The sequence below is a fragment of the Wolbachia endosymbiont (group B) of Apotomis betuletana genome (assembly GCF_947250475.1).
Taxonomy (GTDB): Bacteria; Pseudomonadota; Alphaproteobacteria; order Rickettsiales; family Anaplasmataceae; genus Wolbachia.
This window is the reverse complement of record NZ_OX366320.1, coordinates 223301-240940: the sequence shown is the minus strand read 5'-3', so window position 1 is coordinate 240940 and position 17640 is coordinate 223301. Positions and strand designations below refer to the sequence as shown.

General features: G+C 34.3%; 18 protein-coding genes, 1 pseudogene and 1 riboswitch. Of the genes and pseudogenes, 8 read left to right on the top strand and 11 right to left on the bottom strand.

Annotated elements, in window-relative coordinates; translation table 11 throughout:
• Positions 1–169 precede the first annotated feature (169 nt).
• Complete coding sequence (ubiE, locus tag OOK82_RS01150) at positions 170–868, bottom strand: bifunctional demethylmenaquinone methyltransferase/2-methoxy-6-polyprenyl-1,4-benzoquinol methylase UbiE (RefSeq protein ID WP_264704298.1); 699 nt, start codon at positions 866–868, stop codon at positions 170–172.
• Positions 869–1017: 149 nt separating this feature from the next.
• Here ubiE and OOK82_RS01145 point away from each other — a divergent pair, with 149 nt between their 5' ends.
• From OOK82_RS01145 to OOK82_RS01135, 3 genes are all read left to right on the top strand, one after another.
• Positions 1018–2172, top strand: coding sequence for a Bcr/CflA family efflux MFS transporter (locus tag OOK82_RS01145; protein ID WP_264704297.1), 1155 nt, complete (start codon positions 1018–1020; stop codon positions 2170–2172).
• Between the two features lie 78 nt (positions 2173–2250).
• Entirely contained in the window at positions 2251–4224 is a 1974-nt protein-coding gene (locus OOK82_RS01140) for an ankyrin repeat domain-containing protein (protein WP_264704296.1), read from the top strand.
• A 29-nt stretch (positions 4225–4253) separates the two neighbouring features.
• The gene (locus tag OOK82_RS01135) at positions 4254–4415 is read left to right on the top strand and encodes a hypothetical protein (protein ID WP_264687199.1); all 162 of its coding nucleotides are present in this window, start codon (positions 4254–4256) and stop codon (positions 4413–4415) included.
• A gap of 429 nt (positions 4416–4844) precedes the next feature.
• Here the strand turns inward: OOK82_RS01135 and OOK82_RS01130 are convergent, their stop codons facing one another.
• The 8 genes from OOK82_RS01130 to pgsA all read right to left on the bottom strand — a co-directional run bounded on the left by OOK82_RS01130 (position 4845) and on the right by pgsA (position 10957).
• Positions 4845–5525, bottom strand: coding sequence for a thiamine diphosphokinase (locus tag OOK82_RS01130; protein ID WP_319803546.1), 681 nt, complete (start codon positions 5523–5525; stop codon positions 4845–4847).
• Positions 5497–5781: a SemiSWEET family sugar transporter gene (locus OOK82_RS01125; protein WP_017532519.1), complete on the bottom strand. Its 285-nt coding sequence runs from the start codon at positions 5779–5781 to the stop codon at positions 5497–5499. Before OOK82_RS01125 ends, OOK82_RS01130 begins: the two co-directional genes overlap by 29 nt.
• A riboswitch (TPP riboswitch) is annotated at positions 5770–5872 on the bottom strand. Its footprint overlaps the gene before it by 12 nt.
• 76 nt (positions 5873–5948) lie before the next feature.
• Complete coding sequence (locus OOK82_RS01120) at positions 5949–6818, bottom strand: SPFH domain-containing protein (RefSeq protein ID WP_264687197.1); 870 nt, start codon at positions 6816–6818, stop codon at positions 5949–5951.
• On the bottom strand, positions 6802–7860 hold the full coding sequence (locus OOK82_RS01115) for a M23 family metallopeptidase (RefSeq protein ID WP_264375469.1): 1059 nt from the start codon (positions 7858–7860) through the stop codon (positions 6802–6804). Before OOK82_RS01115 ends, OOK82_RS01120 begins: the two co-directional genes overlap by 17 nt.
• Positions 7857–8597 carry a YebC/PmpR family DNA-binding transcriptional regulator gene (locus OOK82_RS01110; protein ID WP_264687196.1) on the bottom strand — a complete coding sequence of 247 codons (741 nt, stop codon included), beginning with the start codon at positions 8595–8597 and terminating at the stop codon, positions 7857–7859. The genes OOK82_RS01115 and OOK82_RS01110 overlap by 4 nt, the downstream gene beginning before the upstream one ends.
• A 7-nt stretch (positions 8598–8604) precedes the next feature.
• Positions 8605–9291 carry an outer membrane protein assembly factor BamD gene (bamD, locus tag OOK82_RS01105; RefSeq protein WP_264704295.1) on the bottom strand — a complete coding sequence of 229 codons (687 nt, stop codon included), beginning with the start codon at positions 9289–9291 and terminating at the stop codon, positions 8605–8607.
• A 67-nt stretch (positions 9292–9358) separates the two neighbouring features.
• Positions 9359–10315, bottom strand: coding sequence for a hypothetical protein (locus tag OOK82_RS01100; RefSeq protein ID WP_264704294.1), 957 nt, complete (start codon positions 10313–10315; stop codon positions 9359–9361).
• A gap of 99 nt (positions 10316–10414) precedes the next feature.
• Positions 10415–10957, bottom strand: a complete 543-nt coding sequence (pgsA, locus tag OOK82_RS01095; protein WP_006012406.1) for a CDP-diacylglycerol--glycerol-3-phosphate 3-phosphatidyltransferase — start codon at positions 10955–10957, stop codon at positions 10415–10417.
• Between the two features lie 121 nt (positions 10958–11078).
• Here pgsA and OOK82_RS01090 point away from each other — a divergent pair, with 121 nt between their 5' ends.
• The 3 genes from OOK82_RS01090 to grxD are packed head-to-tail and all read left to right on the top strand — an operon-like array spanning position 11079 to position 13010.
• On the top strand, positions 11079–12398 hold the full coding sequence (locus OOK82_RS01090; RefSeq protein WP_264687195.1) for a malic enzyme-like NAD(P)-binding protein: 1320 nt from the start codon (positions 11079–11081) through the stop codon (positions 12396–12398).
• 38 nt (positions 12399–12436) lie between these two features.
• Positions 12437–12655 carry a BolA/IbaG family iron-sulfur metabolism protein gene (locus OOK82_RS01085; protein ID WP_006012412.1) on the top strand — a complete coding sequence of 73 codons (219 nt, stop codon included), beginning with the start codon at positions 12437–12439 and terminating at the stop codon, positions 12653–12655.
• 16 nt (positions 12656–12671) lie between these two features.
• Positions 12672–13010 (top strand): Grx4 family monothiol glutaredoxin, encoded by a 339-nt coding sequence (gene grxD, locus OOK82_RS01080; RefSeq protein ID WP_264687194.1) that lies wholly within the window; start codon positions 12672–12674, stop codon positions 13008–13010.
• Positions 13011–13067: 57 nt separating this feature from the next.
• Here the strand turns inward: grxD and OOK82_RS01075 are convergent, their stop codons facing one another.
• On the bottom strand, positions 13068–14039 hold the full coding sequence (locus OOK82_RS01075; protein WP_264687193.1) for an ankyrin repeat domain-containing protein: 972 nt from the start codon (positions 14037–14039) through the stop codon (positions 13068–13070).
• On the opposite strand from OOK82_RS01075, the pseudogene OOK82_RS01070 reads away from it, so the two are divergent.
• Positions 14020–14639, top strand: a pseudogene (locus tag OOK82_RS01070) (IS256 family transposase); the annotation flags it as partial. The gene OOK82_RS01075 and the pseudogene OOK82_RS01070 overlap by 20 nt on opposite strands.
• Positions 14640–14716: 77 nt before the next feature.
• Here OOK82_RS01070 and ligA read toward each other — a convergent pair.
• On the bottom strand, positions 14717–16672 hold the full coding sequence (gene ligA, locus OOK82_RS01065; RefSeq protein ID WP_264704293.1) for an NAD-dependent DNA ligase LigA: 1956 nt from the start codon (positions 16670–16672) through the stop codon (positions 14717–14719).
• A 154-nt stretch (positions 16673–16826) separates the two neighbouring features.
• Between ligA and OOK82_RS01060 the strand changes: the two genes are divergently transcribed.
• A complete protein-coding gene (locus OOK82_RS01060) occupies positions 16827–17555 on the top strand; it encodes a hypothetical protein (RefSeq protein ID WP_264704292.1) in 729 nt (242 codons plus the stop codon).
• Positions 17556–17640 lie beyond the last annotated feature (85 nt).

Here is a 17640-nt window from a genome sequence, read left to right as displayed (position 1 = left end):
TAATTATATAGATTTTAGCTTCAGGAAAAAGTTACAATATTAGTTTACAGTGTACTTCGTTAGAGCAATACGTTCAAGAAACTTTAGCTTGATTTCTACTGAAGGAAAAACGCTGCGAAATTACAGAAAGTTAGCAAAAAAAACTACTGAATAGACCAGAGTTTAATATTCATTTTGTTCCAATATGTAATGCTACTATTCCATAGCTCATATTATAGAACTCAACATTCTTAAAGCCTATCTCTTCAATTTCCATTTTAAAATTAGTTTGAGTTGGAAATTCTCTGATGCTTTTCACTAAATATTCATAAGAACCCTTATCTTTAGCAACTATGCTACCAATTTTAGGAATTACTTTAAATGAGTATAAGTCATAAAATTTGGTGAATATCTCATTTTGATAATGCATAGGGGCAAATTCCAAGCAGACAAATTGTCCATTTTGCTTCAATACCCTATATGCTTCACTTAAAGCCTTCTTACGGTCGGAAAAGTTTCGAATACCAAAAGCTACTGTATAATAATCAAATTCGGAATCTTCAAATGGTAAGCTCTCTGCATTTGCACATACCCAATTGAAATTTAGCTGATTTGAATTTATTGCTTTATCACGCCCTTTGTCCAGCATGTTTTGATTTATATCACATACTGTAACTTGAGTACTTGGTTCACCTCTTGCTATTCTTATAGCTATATCTCCGGTTCCTCCAGCAATATCCAAAACCTTGGAGTTCTTTTTAAAATGCACACTACTTACCATCTTCTCTTTCCATAGCCTGTGCATTCCAAGACTCATTATATCATTCATGATGTCGTAGCAATTTGCTACAGAATCGAAAATCTCTTTAACTAGTTGTGATTTATCCATATTTTATATAGAGATTGCTTACATAATTATTTTAAACTTTAGCAGTTAAATTAATATACTAATGAGAAAAATATACTACAATTAAACATATTTAATCCAGTAAATCATTAGTGTCGACAGCTTTTTCACAAAATATCATCTCTCTTATTATGATATTATCTGTAGCAGTTGTTGATATGGCAACAGACTTATACTCAGTTGCATTGCCAAGTATTGCCAACTATTTTAAGGTGAAAGGTAATATAGCGCAGCTTACGATCAGTTTAAATTTAGTAGGAGTTGCAATATCTGGATTAATTTATGGCCCACTGTCAGACTATTATGGTAGGCGCCTAATAATGCTGATTGGTATGACAATTTTTACTTTGGCAAGTATTGTATGTTACATAGCTGATAATATTATACTTTTAATATTAATCCGGTTTATACAAGGAGCTGGAGCTGGTGTTGCAGGCGTTGTCGGATATGCAGCAATCAGAGATATGTACTCAGGTAGTGAATACTCAAGAGTAATCTCAAAGTTAAATATGGTAGTAGCGCTTTCACCTGGAATAGCTCCAGTAATAGGCAGTTATATGATTTCACATGGATATAGTTGGAAATTTTTGTTTTTTATCATATCATTTGCAGCAATTGTTATGCTCATTTTTATTTACTTGAAGCTGCAAGAAACGCTCACTGTAAATAAAAATCAAACCAACATAGCAATCAATATCTTCAAGCAATATATATCAATATTCAGGAATTATCGTTTCCTTGGGTTTTCAGCCATTCATGGATTAACTTTCATGTGGCTTTGGGCATACATTGCTAACTATCCGTTCATATTTGAATCAATGGGTATTGAAGTACAATATTTTGGCTATCTCATATCAATCATAGTCATATTTTACGTAATCGGCACTTTAATTAACAGAAGGTACGTACCAAAAATAGGAGTGAGCAAGATGCTAATCATAGGTTTGGTATTACCAATAATATCTGATGGTTTATTGGTATATTTTTATTTCATGAACAAATTGAACGTACTTATTCTTCAAGTTCTTTGGATTCCAAGCAATATAGGACTTGCACTCGTAATCAGCAATAACGTAACTTCTGCTTTAGAAACGGTCAAAAGTATAGGGCTTGGTAGTGCAGTTCTCTCATTTTGCAATATGATGTTTGGGGCTATTGGAATATACATAGTAGGAAAATTCTTTTCTTATGGCATTTTACCAAATTTACTATTAACAGTTGTATGTTCTATAATTGCAATTCTTATATATAGTTTACTTAAATATACTGAAAAACACGAAGGATAATCATTATTTCTACAACCCAGATTTCATGAATTATTAATTACCTTACTATAGTAATGCAATTTTATAGAGAAGTGTTAAATGGATTATTTAATCAGAGATATAGATGCTGCTTTACTTGATGCTGCTAAAAGAGGTGATCTTAATGAAGCAAAGCGCCTAATAATTGAAGAAGCTGATGTTAATGCATATGATGGATCTCAAGGTAATTCTCTATATTGGGCTGTTAAAAATAATCATTCTGATATAGCAAAAGTTCTATTAGATAATGGAGCAGATTTTATTGCTTATGACTCTTCTCGAGAACGCCACGTGTTAAATAAATACGAAGAAGTAAAAGCTGAGCATTGTAAGGTTTCTCTACATCTGGCTGCCAGACTTGGCGACTTGAAAGCAGTAGAAGACCTATTAAAGAAAGAAGCAAATGTTAATACAAAAAATGATAAAGGACAGACTCCTTTAGATTTAGCTAAGACAGAAGAAATAAAAAATCTATTACAAAGCATAAAAGATGCCAATGACAAATTGCTTGAAGCTGCTAAAAGCGGTAATATTGATGATGTAGAAAATCTGTTAAATAGAGAAGAAAAAGTACAGGTTAACGCAGAAAATGAATTTGAAGAGACCCCTCTACACTTATCTGCTCAAAATGGACATAAAGACGTAGTGGAATTTCTACTCAGCAAAGGAGCAAAAATTGATGCAAAAAATGAATTTGAAGAGACTCCTCTACATTTGGCTGCTCAAAATGGACATAAAGGTGTAGTAGAATTTCTATTCAGTAAAGGAGCAAAGGTTGATGCACAAAGTGATGATCTAAGCACCCCTTTACATTTTGCTGCTAAATATGGACATAAAGACGTAGTAGAATTTCTACTCAGCAAAGGAGCAAAGGTTGATGTAAAAAATGAATTTGAAGAGACTCCTCTGCATTTTGCTGCTAAAAGTAGATATAAAGATACAGAAAGGATAGTAGAATTTCTACTTGATAAAGGAGCAGACGTTAATGCACAAAATAATGCAGGAGAAACCCCTTTACATTTAATTCTTCAAAAAATAGACCTAGATATAGATACAGATAAATTCTACACTCTACTGAACAAAAAAGGCATCAATGTTAATCTAACAGATAAAAATAAAGAGACTCCTTTGCATTTTTTTTTAAAAAAGAAAGCGATGGAGATACCTGAATTGGACGATCTACTGAAAGTAGAAAGTATCAATGTTAATTTACAAAATATAGATGGAAAGACTCCTTTACACCTGGTAATTGAAAAAAACAACTGGAATACATTACCTAATGTATCGTGGAGCCGTGAAAAGATGGTCGATATTCTAATAGAAATGAAGGCAAATGTTAATGCAGTAGATAAGGATGAGAGGACTCCTTTACATTGGGCTGCAGGATATGGTAGAAAAGAGATAGTAAAAGCTCTAATAAACGCAGAAGTAAATGTTAACGCAGTAGATAAGGATAAGAGGACTCCTTTACATTGGGCTGCAAACTATGATAGAAAAGAGATAGTAGAAGCTCTAATAAACGCAGAAGCAAATGTTAATGCACAAGATAAATATGGAAAGACTCCTTTAGATTTAGCTAGCACAGAAGAAATAAAAACTCTATTACTAAAACCCCCCAAAAAAATTGATGACAGTATAGCATCAAAAGATAATGAAGTAGGTCAAGAGGAAGATGCTGGACAAGAAGGTAATGTCCAACCAAGTTTACAAGAACAAAAGGAGATCAGTGCAAAAAAAGAAAGTGATGTAAAAATTGAAGCTGCTGATAATGGACATTCTATTGACATAACACTTACACACAATGATGTTAGTCCACGAAGTGAATCATCAACAAATGAAGAACACCCCAGCTCTTTTTTTGATAATTTGCTTAATATAATTATGAAGCCCTTTTCTTTAATTGCATCATTTTTTGGTGGGTTTTTTTCATGGTTGTTTGGGTCTGACACTGACGAATCTACATCACAAACCGATGCTAGATGCGAAGGAGAGAGTAGTAGTTGCGATTACGATGCAACGAGAATAGATGAGTAGGATAACGCAAGAGATCTCTACAAGGAAGGGTGTCATCCCAGTGTCTGGGCACTGGGATGACACCTCTGGGCACTGCCGTCATAAAGGAACCAGTGTCAGCTATTCGGATGACACCATCTTGGATGGAAATAACGTCACGCACTGGAATGACAGCAGCAGATACTGGGGACAGGAAAAGGCCACTTAAATGACAAGAAAAGGCTACTCGGATAACAAGAAGGGGAACACCGGTTTCAATACTTGCACATTAAAGTTTCTAGGTTTGAGTAGTGGAATCCGATTCAGTGTGAAAATTAGCAAACTCCTTTTTGAGCTGTAGAATAAAATTTTTTATTTTAATGAAAAAATTGCTTCCGCATACTCAAGATGCCATTATAATGATGGTAGAGATATTTAGAGAGCTCAAAATCTATCTCAGTCTGCAGACCTTTTAACCAATTTTTCAATAAAAATTCAGCCACATCTGTTGTGTGTACATTCTGAATCTTTTTTATACAGGAGGATTTTATGTCCAGAATTCCAGATATTTGACCTTTACTTTAGCTAATAACAGGCGCCTGTAGTTTTTATAATTAGTGTTAACACGGTTTTTCTACTTTTTTTTTTCTTAATGTTTTAACTCAATACACACCATCATCATTTACTGCTTCTAAATATATCATTGCTAAACACACGCCGCTGTGTATTTCTATAGATAACTCATTGCCTAAACTTCGATTAAAGCAAGAATTCTTTCCTGGAAAAGCAAGGTGACTAAGGTACAGTTCCCATTGTAATCCTTTAGTTGATATTTGAGCTTTCGGTATACCAAGTAAGGATATTTTAGTATTTTTTAGCAAAGAGGAAAAATAGCTAATACCTTTTTGTAAGGCGTACCCCACCATGGGAGGCGAAGGCATATAAAAGATACTATCTGTACTTAAAAAAAAGTTAATATTTTGTAGTATATGATCAATTGCTCCTCCAGTAATACCCGTTACTATTGATGGCAATAACTTTACTGTTTTTAAGTGAGCCATTGCTTTAGAAAAGTCGCAATAATCTTGATCAGGTAGATATACTGTATTTAAATTAGCACGTAAATTCGGATTTATACTATCCAAATCTCCTATTACAAGATCAGGTTTTACGCCAATTGATAGAAGCTTATTTGCTCCTCCATCTACAGCAATAACAGGTATATCTTGTTTAAAAAACGATGAATCAGGTATTTCTCCATTTAGTACTACAATAGAACGATATTCTTGCTCCACGCTACAATGTAGCATATGGTTATAAAACGCTTCGTGCAGTTTTTGCATCGTAGTAACATTTTTGAACAATTGATATTATACTGATCACTAATCCAGCAATATTACTGAGTATCACAAAAGTTAAACCCTGACAAATACCGTAAATAAGCCAAGATGATGAACAAATAAGATAATTCACCAACATTAGCATCGATACGTCACGAGTAAGTTTTGTGATATATGCTCTATATACTTGAGGCAATAACCCAATGAGAGATGTAATGAACGCGATGAAGCCAAAGCATTCTTCAATATTTATATACATACATTTTCCTACGTTTGTTTTAACAAGATCAGGTTCAAAGGGTTGTACTTTATGTACTCTCAGCTTTTTTAGAGCACCCCTAATGCGTGTAATTTATAACATCATTTAGTCTATTAATCAAGAAATTAACAGTGACTTGCATTCATGAAACCCAATCGGCTTCTATGCTAATTATTATCCAAACTAATAGTCGGCTGTGCATCCTGCTCAGAGATCAGAGCAACTAGCAAATTGTTTATCAATTGAACCTTTTGTTTTCCATCCAATTGTAAGCTTTTATTTTTTTCAAAATGGGCTATTACTTCTTCGATAATTCCTATTGCATTTTGCACTATATGCCTTCTTGCAGAGGTGATGGCATGTGCTTGTTGACGTCTCAGCATTGCTTGTGCAATCTCAGATGAATACGCCAAATGCGATATTCTCGCTTCTGTAATTTCAATTCCAGCAATATTCAATCTTTGTTGTAGCATTGATCTCAATTCATTTGAAATTTTATCAGAATTTTTACGCAAAGATTCCTCATCGTTTTCGCTATCATACGGATAATTACTTGCCAGTTCTCTAATTACCGAGTCACTTTGCACAAAAACAAAATCATGATAATTATTAACATTATAATATGCCTTCGCAGGACTGCTCACTCTCCAAACAATTACTACTGAAATCTCTATCGGACTTCCATTAGCATCATTAACTTTAATTTTTTCTGTATTGATATTCTGAAATTTCAAAGAAACTCTATATTTACTCGAAAATGGAAGCGTTACGCATATTCCAGACTTAAAATAAGTTCCAATATAATGACCAAAAAACTCTATCACTCTTGCTTCATTAGGATCATTAACGAAAAATCCTTGAGAAAAAGTCAATATTGAAACAGCAGCAACTCCAAGTGCAATTGTGCTGTCATACACAAAAAGTACCAATAAAATTAACCCTAGCGCTATTAGTACAGGAAAAGCCCGAATTTTACTTAGATTTCTATCATTTATTGTATTTTTATCTGTACTGTCTTCATCAGATTGCTTTTTCACTTGCACCCTCTCTGCTGATTATTTCATCTACCTTACTTACAAATAATTTAAACTCTCTTAATTCACGATCAGGCAACTTTATCTCATTGCCATGAGCTATCGTAAGCGGATCAATATGTTTACCATTATATATAACTTCATAATGTAAATGAGGTCCTGTTGCAACACCAGTGCTGCCAACATAAGCAATGATTTGTCCCTGCTTTACTTTAGAGCCTAACTTTACATCGCTACTAAATTTGCTTATATGTGCGTAACAAGTTGAATATTTATTGTTGTGCTTTATTTTGATGTAATTCCCATAGCCACCATTCTTTCCTATATATTCTATTACACCTTCTGCAGTGGCGTGTATAGGAGTGCCAAGTTTAGCTGCATAATCTACTCCTTTATGAAAAGCAATTTTACCATGAATGGGATGCTTTCTATTACCAAAATTCGAGGATATACGAAAATCTCCGTTTAAAGGATTTACAAAAATTTCGCTACTCTTCAAGCTTACCCCCTCTTTATTAAAATACACTTCTTTTGCTTCTTGTGACTCATAATGATACAAGCTAATGACCTTTTTATCTGTTGTCAGTGAAGTATATAAAATTTTTTCTTCAGCCTTCTGATTACTGAGTGATTTTTCACACAGCACCTCCAATTTGCTTTTGGGCACAATGTCTTTTTTAAAATCTACACCATAACCTTTATATATGTCGATTAATCTCATTACTGTATTTGGCGCCAAACCTTCTGCGTCAAAAAAAGAGGATTTTATGTCACTGGATATGAATAACAACTTTCTATCACTTTCTGTCACCAAAGCAGCTTTTTTTTTCCTGATCCCGTGCTGAAGTAACGCTGGAAAGTGGTTTAGGTTGCTTTCTGTTATTCCAGTGCTTGAACAGTTTTTTAATCGAAAATGTTGTATAGCGTGCTGTTTACAATCAATTTCCAGTGTCTGGGCACTGGAATGACAATAGTATTTCTGCGCAAATGTTTCAGTTGCATATGCTGGTAAAATACAAAGCAGTGGAAGTATTACCAGCCTCATAGTTTATCAGCAAAAATAAAATTACCTTCAACATACTGCACATCATCATTATCTTCTAGCTCTTCAACTAATGTAGATAATTTATCAATTAATTCTTTGTCGCTCACTTCAATCAGGTCCTTTGGTTGCCATGAAAGACGAGCAAGTTCTGGTTCTCCAAATTTTGTATAGAAAGCATCACGCACTCTACCAAAATCTTTCACTTCACAAGTTATAACATATAATTCTTCCTTGTTATTTTCCTCAACATTCAATACTTCTAATTCAATTCCATAGTTAAATAAATCTTCAAAATTTATACCCTCTGCTTTATAGACAATTAAGCCTACATGATCGAAAAGGTAACTCACACATCCTGTTTCTCCCAAATTACCGCCTTTGCGAGAAAAGATATAACGTATCTCAGAAGCAGTTCGGTTGCGATTATTTGTCAGAGCATGGACAATAAGTGCAGCACCAGAAGGTCCGCAGCCTTCATATTGTATTTCTTCATAACTTTCTCCAGCAACGTTACCAGCTGCATTTTTTATTGCTGTTTCTATTTTATCTTTTGGTAGATTTTCCTTTCGCGCAGAAAAGATAGCAGAGCGAAGACGTGGATTAAGCTCGGGATCAGGTAGCCCTTGTTTTGCAGCAACTGTTATTTCCCTAATGAGCTTCGTAAATTTTTGCGAGCGCTTTGCATCCTGAGCACCTTTTCGATGTTTTATATTTGAAAACTGTGAATGACCAGCCATAAGAAAACTAATTCACCCCTTCTACTAACATATTTTCATACTGCTCAGCTTCTAAGTCAAGGCCAAGAGCTAAGTGAGCTGTTATTAAATAACTAATAACTCTAGAAGAATATTTAGAATCTTTATCGCTTATCATATCTTGAAAACGCTTAATTGCTGCTAAATATTCACCACGCTTTAGGTAAAATTCACCAATAGAATACTCTTTTTTTGATATATGTTCTGTGATTAATTTTTCTTTTTCTTTGATCTCTTCTATATATTCGCTATTCGGAAAAAGATTAATATATTCAGTAGCTAGCTCTAAAGTTTTATATGTAATTTGTTGCCCAAGCTGCACTTTGTTAATTTGCATGTAATAAGATAATACTCTTAAGTAATATACATATGGCAAATCTTCACCATTTGGATAAACGTATATATAATCATCCATATCACTTGCAGCACCGCTGTATTTACCCATATTATAGTGAGAAACCCCAGACAATAATTTGGCTTTCATTGCCCAATAAGATAAAGGATACAAATCCTCTATCTTTTGAAATGCTCTAATAGCTTGCTTATATTTTTTCTGATCATAAAGCTTAACTGCCTCCTCATATAGTTCAGTTTCAGTGTGTTCAAGATCATTCGCATACGACTGCGTGAAGGGGCAAGTCAGAAGAAAAAAGCATATGATTAAAGTCTTATACATAAGATTTTTTTTGATCAAAATAAAGTATAGACTAAATATTACCTAAATAAACAAATTTTTGGCATTATCATCGAACGAAAAGCGTCTCTTGGCCACCATTACCTATATTGCTCGCACCACCACCTATTGCAACACCCTTTCCACTCACTTCTACGTTCTCTAGCTTTCTACTATAAGAATGTGTGATCAATCCACTTCCTACCATCAAAAGAGCAATACCTACCAGACCTAAAGCAGGCCCAACAGCAGATGATGCTAATGCTACTCCAGAAATCAATATTATTTTCCTGATTAGTAATAAAGAAGAACCAGCGAGCATTAACTTAGCTGAAGACATATTGCTTGTCTTTTTTTCAAACTTCTCATCAAAGTCTTGCTCTTTTTCTACTTCATATTTTTTACTTTTCTTGTACTCGCGATAGCAGAAAGTAGCACTCGCTACAAAGTAAAATAGACTAGAAATTGAAAAAGCTACGTCTCCTATTATTCCTTGCTCCAATGCTTCACCTACTATGCTAGCCACAATAACTAATGTAACTAAAGCAGCATCAGCATAGTTAAAGTAATCATCAACGGTACAAGGAAGGTCTCTCTTTTCTTTTTCTACTGTTTTCCCACTTTCAATATTCTCCAATTCTCGTTCTTTTTGTGCTATTTTTCTATTATTATAAATTAAATATAGCGTGCAAATAAGGGATAAGACTGTGAAAGGTAATATAGTATGGCCTAATGAGCTGCTTATAAGGCCAAGTAATACCTGACCGCTACATGTTTTTTCGAGCTCAATTGCCATCAATAATGCAAATGGAACCATTGTTACCAATGATACACATTTCCTATGTAGCTCTCTTTTTTTTAGTGTTAATAGTTCTTGTTCGAGCTTTTTGCTTTTTTCTTCCTCTCTTTCTTTTCTGACTTCTTCATCAACTGTTGGCCAAAAATCCCAGAAAAAATCTTCCATTTTAGCACCTTTTTTACCTTTGGATCTTTTTAAAAAAAACTTAGTGCCTGTAATACTAGTCATATGAACAGACCAACTTATGAACTAATACATTATATAGGATTTTAATTACTAAGTCAATGTTATGAAATTATTAACCTTCTTTGTATACTCTTAAGCAATTTAGTCAATCTGTTTGATGCCAGCTAGAACGTAATTATAGCCTGACCACATAGTCATAACAGCCGCAGCCCATAAGCAAACCACACCTATATATTTAGTTGCTTCATAATCACTCATTATTAACGCTACTATAGCAACCATCTGCAAAAATGTTTTAATTTTCCCAGCCTTACTCACAGGTAAACTAACGTTTGTAGCTATCAAGAACTCCCGCAAGCCTGAAACTAATATCTCCCTACAAACAATTATAACTGACGGTATAATTGTAATATCATCTATCTTATGCTTATAAACTAGCATGATTATTGTTGAAGCTACTACTAACTTGTCGGCAATTGGATCAAATAACTTGCCAAAATTCGATTGGACTTTCCATGCACGCGCTAAATAACCATCAAAAAAATCTGTAATGCACGCAAACATAAAGATCAATATTGTTATTAGACTTGCATACTTACTCTCTATATAAAAGCTTGATATTATTGCCGGTATTGCGAGCGCACGAGAAATTGTTAGCAAATTAGGCACGTTTTTCTTAAGCATGTCACATCACCCTACGTAGTAGATAAATTTATACAGAAGTACAATAGAGTTCACAAGCTAATAGTTGAACATTCATAAAAACCCCATATACTTAGGAAATTACTAACAATAAGCTCAAAGCATGAATAATGATTTAGATAACACCACAAAACAAGAAGCACTTAAGTACCATAATAAAAGTGGTAAACCTGGTAAGGTATCAGTTATACCAACAAAACCCTTATCCACACAGCATGACCTATCACTTGCTTATTCCCCTGGTGTTGCAGCCCCATGCCTTGCAATAGCTAAAAATCCTAAAGCTGTTTATGATTACACGGCAAAAAGCAATTATGTGGCTGTCATTTCAAATGGCACCGCAGTGCTGGGACTTGGCAATATCGGTCCTCTTGCTTCAAAACCCGTCATGGAAGGCAAAGCTGTTTTATTTAAGCGTTTTGCTGACATTGATGCAATTGATATAGAAGTTGACACAGAAAACATAGAAGATTTCATCAATGCAGTAAGGTATCTTGGTCCAAGTTGGGGGGGAATAAATCTAGAAGATATAAGATCTCCTGATTGTTTTATAATAGAGAAACGTCTAAATGAGTTGATGGATATTCCGGTGTTCCACGATGATCAACATGGCACTGCAGTAGTTGTTGCAGCTGGTATAGAAAATGCCCTCGATATTGCTGAAAAGAAATTAGAGAATGTCAAGATCATCATGAATGGTGCTGGAGCAGCTGGTATTGCGTGTTTGGAAATACTAAAGTCCATGGGCGCTAAGAACATAGTGCTATGTGACAAACAAGGAGTAATACACAAAGACAGAAAAGAGGACATGAATAAGTGGAAGGAAAAATATGCAATTGACACTAAAGAACGTTCTCTACTTGATGCCATAAAAGGCGCTGATGTATTCATCGGACTCTCTGCAAAGGATGTGCTCAGCGAAGAGATGTTAAAAAGCATGGGTAAAGACCCGATCATTTTTGCTCTTGCTAATCCTGATCCAGAAATAAGGCCTGAATTTGCAAAGTCTGTAAGGCCAGATGCAATAATTGCAACTGGTAGGTCAGACTATAACAACCAAGTCAATAACGTAATGGGGTTTCCTTATATATTCAGAGGAGCACTTGATGTACATGCAACGACAATAAATGAAGAAATGAAAATTGCAGCTGCAGATGCAATAGCGAAGCTTGCCCGCGAATCAGTGCCAAATGAGATATCTGCAGCCTATGGCGGTCGTAAAATGAGCTATGGACGTGAATATATAATACCTACTCCATTTGATCCAAGATTAATTTCTATGGTATCTCCTGCTGTTGCAAAAGCTGCCGTTACCTCAGGTGTGGCAAGAAAGGAAATAGAGGACTGGAATGAGTATGCAAGTCAATTAAAATCTCGTCTTGCTAGTGCTCTCAGCACGCTGAATCTATTGTCTTCACAATAATCAATTGCATATTTTAGACTTATAATTAAAATAAACCAATGACTATTACAATTCACGAGTTAGAGAAAATTATCAAACAATCATTTCCTGATGCTGATATAAAGATTAAGGACCTTGCTGGAGATGATGATCATTATCATTTAAAAATAACTTCCAAGTGTTTTTCTGGAAAGACAAAAATAGAACAACACAGAATGGTATATAAGGCTCTTGAAGGTCAGTCTATACATGCATTGCAACTAGAAACTGGAGCTTAAAATTAAGGTGATATTTATGAACAACTTTCAACAAATAAAAAAAGACATAGCAGAAAACGATGTAGTGCTGTATATGAAAGGCACCTCTGACTTTCCTCAATGTGGATTCTCTGGACTCGTCGTGTCAATTCTCAAAAAATTGAATGTAAAGTTTAAATGCATCAACGTACTTGAGAATGATGAAATACGTCAGTCCATAAAAAGTTTCTCTGATTGGCCAACAATTCCACAATTATATATAAAGGGAGAGTTTGTTGGTGGCTGTGACATAACCCGCGAGATGTATGAAAAAGGTGAGTTACAAAATTTGCTAAAAGAAAAAAAGGTTACACAAATACATCAAGAGATGGGCTAATGTACCCCCGTCTCGGTTGTACATGCCCACTTATCTCCTTTACATCACATTTTCAACTTATTGTCTTTGTGCTTTTCTTGATTTAGCATAAGATTCTACTTTTGCCTCTTTTACAGTCGTACCTGGAGCAGTATCTCCGTCACTTTCTAAGCTATCATTAGAAGAAGCTCTCCTGTCACTTTTTAAATTGTCATTGGAAATATCCATATCTTTAGCTTCTATGTTAGCACTTTGCTCAATAAGATTTTTAACTTTTTGGATAGTTTCTTCCGCAACTGCAGTCATCTTTTGGCCTAATTGTGGTTGCATTAGAGAACTTACTATTTCCATGTGATTTCTTTCGCGGGCTAGATCTAAAGGTGTTTTATTATTCTTATTTTTAGCTTCTATGTTAGCATGTTGACCCAGGAGAAATTCACAAAGCTCTAAGTGGTTATAAGCAGCAGCATAGTGTAAAGATGTCCATTTATCATTATCAGCATCATCAACCCCTATTCCCTTACTAAGAAAAAATTCCACTATTTCTTTATAACCTTTTTTAGCAGCAGCATGTATAGGCTTTTTACCATCACTATTAATTCTAGCATTAATATTAGCTTTTTTTTCATTCACAAGAAATTTAACAATCTCTTTATGGCCTCTCTCAGCAGCACGGTGCAATGGCGTCCATCCATTATTGTCTTTAGCTTCTATGTTAGCATGTTGACCCAGGAGAAATTTAGAAAGCTCTAAGTGATTATAACGAGCAGCATAGTGTAAAGGTGTCCATTTATCATTATCAGCATCATCAACCCCTATTCCTTTACTAAGAAAAAATTCTACTATTTCTTTATGACCTGCTTTAGCAGCAGCATGTATAGGCTTTTTACTATCACCATTAGCTTTAGCATTAATATTAGCTTCTTCTTCATCCACAAGAAATTCAACAATTTCTTTACGGCCTTTCCATGCAGCATAGTGTAAAAGTGTCCATCCATCATCGTCTTTAGCTTCTATGTTAGCACGTTGATCAAAATGTATGTATAACATATTAGCAAAATGGCAGAAAAGAAGTTTTGGGTTTTTATTTGGCTGAAAGTGAAGTTCTGGTTGGGAGTACTAAATGACCTAAAGGAGAGAGGAGTAGATGATATTCTGATAGCTTGTGTTAAAAAGCTTTCCTACAGCTATAAATAGCGTATTTCCTAAAGCAGAAATGTATAGTACATCAGATAAGAAATTCACTGAAATATGTATCGAGCAAAAGTTTTCATGAATGATTTGAAAAAAACATATCAAGTAGAGAAATAGCCGAAAATTATTTGCTTGAGCTAGAGGAAAAATGGGGAGAAAAATATACTTTAGTTTTGGGAGAATAATTGGGAAAATCTGTCTAGTTATTTTAAATATTCCGGCCCTGTAAGAAAATTAATTTATACCACAAATCCTATTGAAGGGTTACATAGACAGATCAGAAAATTTACTAAAACTAAGGGCTCATTTACTAGCACAAATGCCTTGTATAAACAGGTATATTGTGCTATAAAGAAGGCAGGAGAGAAATGGACTATGCCTGTACATGATTGGGCATTAACCATATCCCAGCTCGACATTTTCTTTCCTGGTAGATTGAAAATTGAGTTGAGCTAAAAATGCGATTTGACACAGTTTATTTAACACTCCCATTCTTCTATCAGTTAATTCATTCCCGTCAGATTAAGTTGTGTTTAGCACAATTTGTTCCACTGTTCTTCATCTAAAATTTCCACACCCAATTCCATTGCTTTTTTATATTTTGAACCTGGATCTTCTCCTGCAATTAAATAGTCAGTTTTAGTAGAAAGGCTTGAACTGATCTTTGCCCCTAAAACTTTAGCTCTTACTTTTGCCTCCCCTCTGCTCATAGCACGTAGCTTACCAGTAAACACTATAATTTTGTTATTCAAAAAAGAATCGCTAGAGTTGGAGCTCACGGGAAGAATTTGCAGATATGCAGTAAGATCATTTAACATTTTAATGTTACGTTCCTGAGAAAAAAACGATTTTAAAGATTCAGCTACTTTTTCTCCTATACCATCTATACCTACCAACTCAACATCATTTGATGACATCGAATTATACCAGTTATCATAAGATACATAATAATTTGCGAGCAATTCTGCTGCAACTTGGCCGATAAATCTGATACCCAAAGAAAATATGAACCTATCTAGAGAGATTACTCTTCTGCTTTGTATAGCACTTAATAGATTAGCTATTGACTTCTCGCCCCAACCATGATGCTCTTTTAAGGAAAACTCTTTTAATCTTTCCTCTAAAATAAAAATGTCTGGAATTTGTCTTATTAGTTCCAGATCATAAAAAAACTTTATTTGTTTTTCACCAAGGCCAACAATGTCAAATGCATCTTTTGACACAAAATGTTTTAGTTTTTCTACTATTTGAGCCTTGCAATTAAATTCTTCAGGACATCTTACTGCAACTCCTTCAATCTGCACTTTACTACCACATTCAGGACATATGTCAGGAAACACAAATTCAGGCATATTTGCATGACGAGAACCTTCATCTACTTTGACAATTTGAGGAATTACATCTCCAGCTCTTTTAATTATTACAACATCTCCTTCTCTTATGTCTTTACGTTTTATCTCATCTTGGTTATGTAGACTTGCTCTGCTAACTAGCACTCCGCCAATATTGACTGGTACCAAATCTGCAACTGGAGTTAAAACCCCCGTTCTACCCACCTGTATAAATATTTTATTTAACTTTGTCTTTGCATAAATCGCAGAAAATTTATATGCAAGCGCTGAGCGTGGCGCTTTGTGTGTACTTCCCAGACGACTTTGTAGCACCAAATCATTCACTTTATAGACTATCCCATCGATATCATAATCCAAGTTATAACGATAATCATAGATCTCGTTATAGAACTTTAGCATTCCATTCAAACTACTTGTTAAGGAACGATGCTCATTTACGCAAAAACCAAGTTTCTCAAGTTTTTCTAGTACTTCACTTTGACTTTTCTCTATTCCACCAATTAAAGAATAAGCAAAATATCTAAGAGGCCTTTTTGCTGTAATGTTCGCATTCAATTGCTTTAAAGAACCAGCAGCTGCATTTCGAGGATTAGCGAATTCATTATTTTCATTTAACTTTAAAAAGTCGCTGTTACTGATATATATTTCACCCCTTACTTCTAGTCTTCCTTGAACATCTTGTAAAAACTTAGGAAAGCCTTTTATTGTTGCAACATTGTGAGTTACATCCTCTCCTACAAAACCGTCACCTCGAGTTGCAGCTTTAACAAATTTCCCATCTTCATAAATTGCAGAAAATGACAATCCATCAATTTTTGGCTCACATAATATCTCTATTTCATCTGCAATTAAAAATCTCTTTATTTTAGACAAAAATTTTTCTACACCTTGTTCATCATAAGCATTCTCAAGAGAAAGCATAGGTTCTTGATGTTCCACCTTAGAAAATCTCTCATCAGGCGGAGCACCAACACTATCTTGTGTTGCATAAGCTTCTGGCTCTATTGCAGCTAACTTTTTTTTCAGTTCATCATATTCAGCATCACTTATCTCTGGCTTACTTTTTTGATAATATAAGATATTATGATAATTAATTTGATTTTGCAGTTTTTCTCTCATCTTTTCCAAGTCAGTCATGATACCAATATAATGCTCTTTGCCGTCAAGTCATGAATTTTTTCAAAAGGTACTATAAATTTATACTACTGCCCTGAAAAGCAATACTAATATTAATATAATTTTTGTACTTGTATATTAATGTTAGTATAGTTTTTAAATTAAGGAGTACATTATGAAAGAATACAATTACAAAAATTTGGCTGACGAATCAAACTTCGGCTCTCAAGTGTATCGTGCAGGAATGTTTGATAAAATTCTTGGTATAAGCAAAACAGCAAAAGAAGCTGCGAATCAAGTAATATCTAAAATGGGTAACGATTTAAAACTAGAAGCTAGAAAAGCAGCTCAAGATGAAGTAAAAAAAATAGAAGGAAAAATGCTAACTTTAGCTGAAGAGAAAGCTAACAAAATAGCTAGCGAAAAAGCTAATCAAATAGAAAAAAAAATATCGACTTCAATTGATAAGACAGTAAAGTCAGTAGAAGCAAATGCTGAAAAAGCAGCAAAAAATGCAGCTGAAAAAGCAGTGAAAAAAGTAGGACCAGAAGTTGCAGATTTGCTAAAGCCAGAAATAAAAACTCAGGTAGAAGAAGCAGTAAAAAAATATACTGAAGAAAAAATTGAAAGCCTTATAAAACCTGAAATTACAAGCAAAATAAATGATCTTGTCACTACACAAAGTAAAGAAGTAAGTACACTTTTAGAAGATGAAATGAATAAATTAGTCGAAGATGCACATAAAAATTTGAATGGGAAAATAGATCAGATTAAATGTGAACTTACAAAAGTAAAATCTGATCTCTTAGAAGCTAGTGCAAACAGTTTCCTTGAGAGCACAAAATTATTGTCGCTTATGGCAGAAAATGAAACATGTGAAAACCAAGATTTAGTGTATTTTTAATCACAACAGGGGTTTTATATAAGGTTTTTATGGGTTTTTTAACCCATAAAAACCTTAGGATAAATGAAGAGAAAAGTATCTGTTA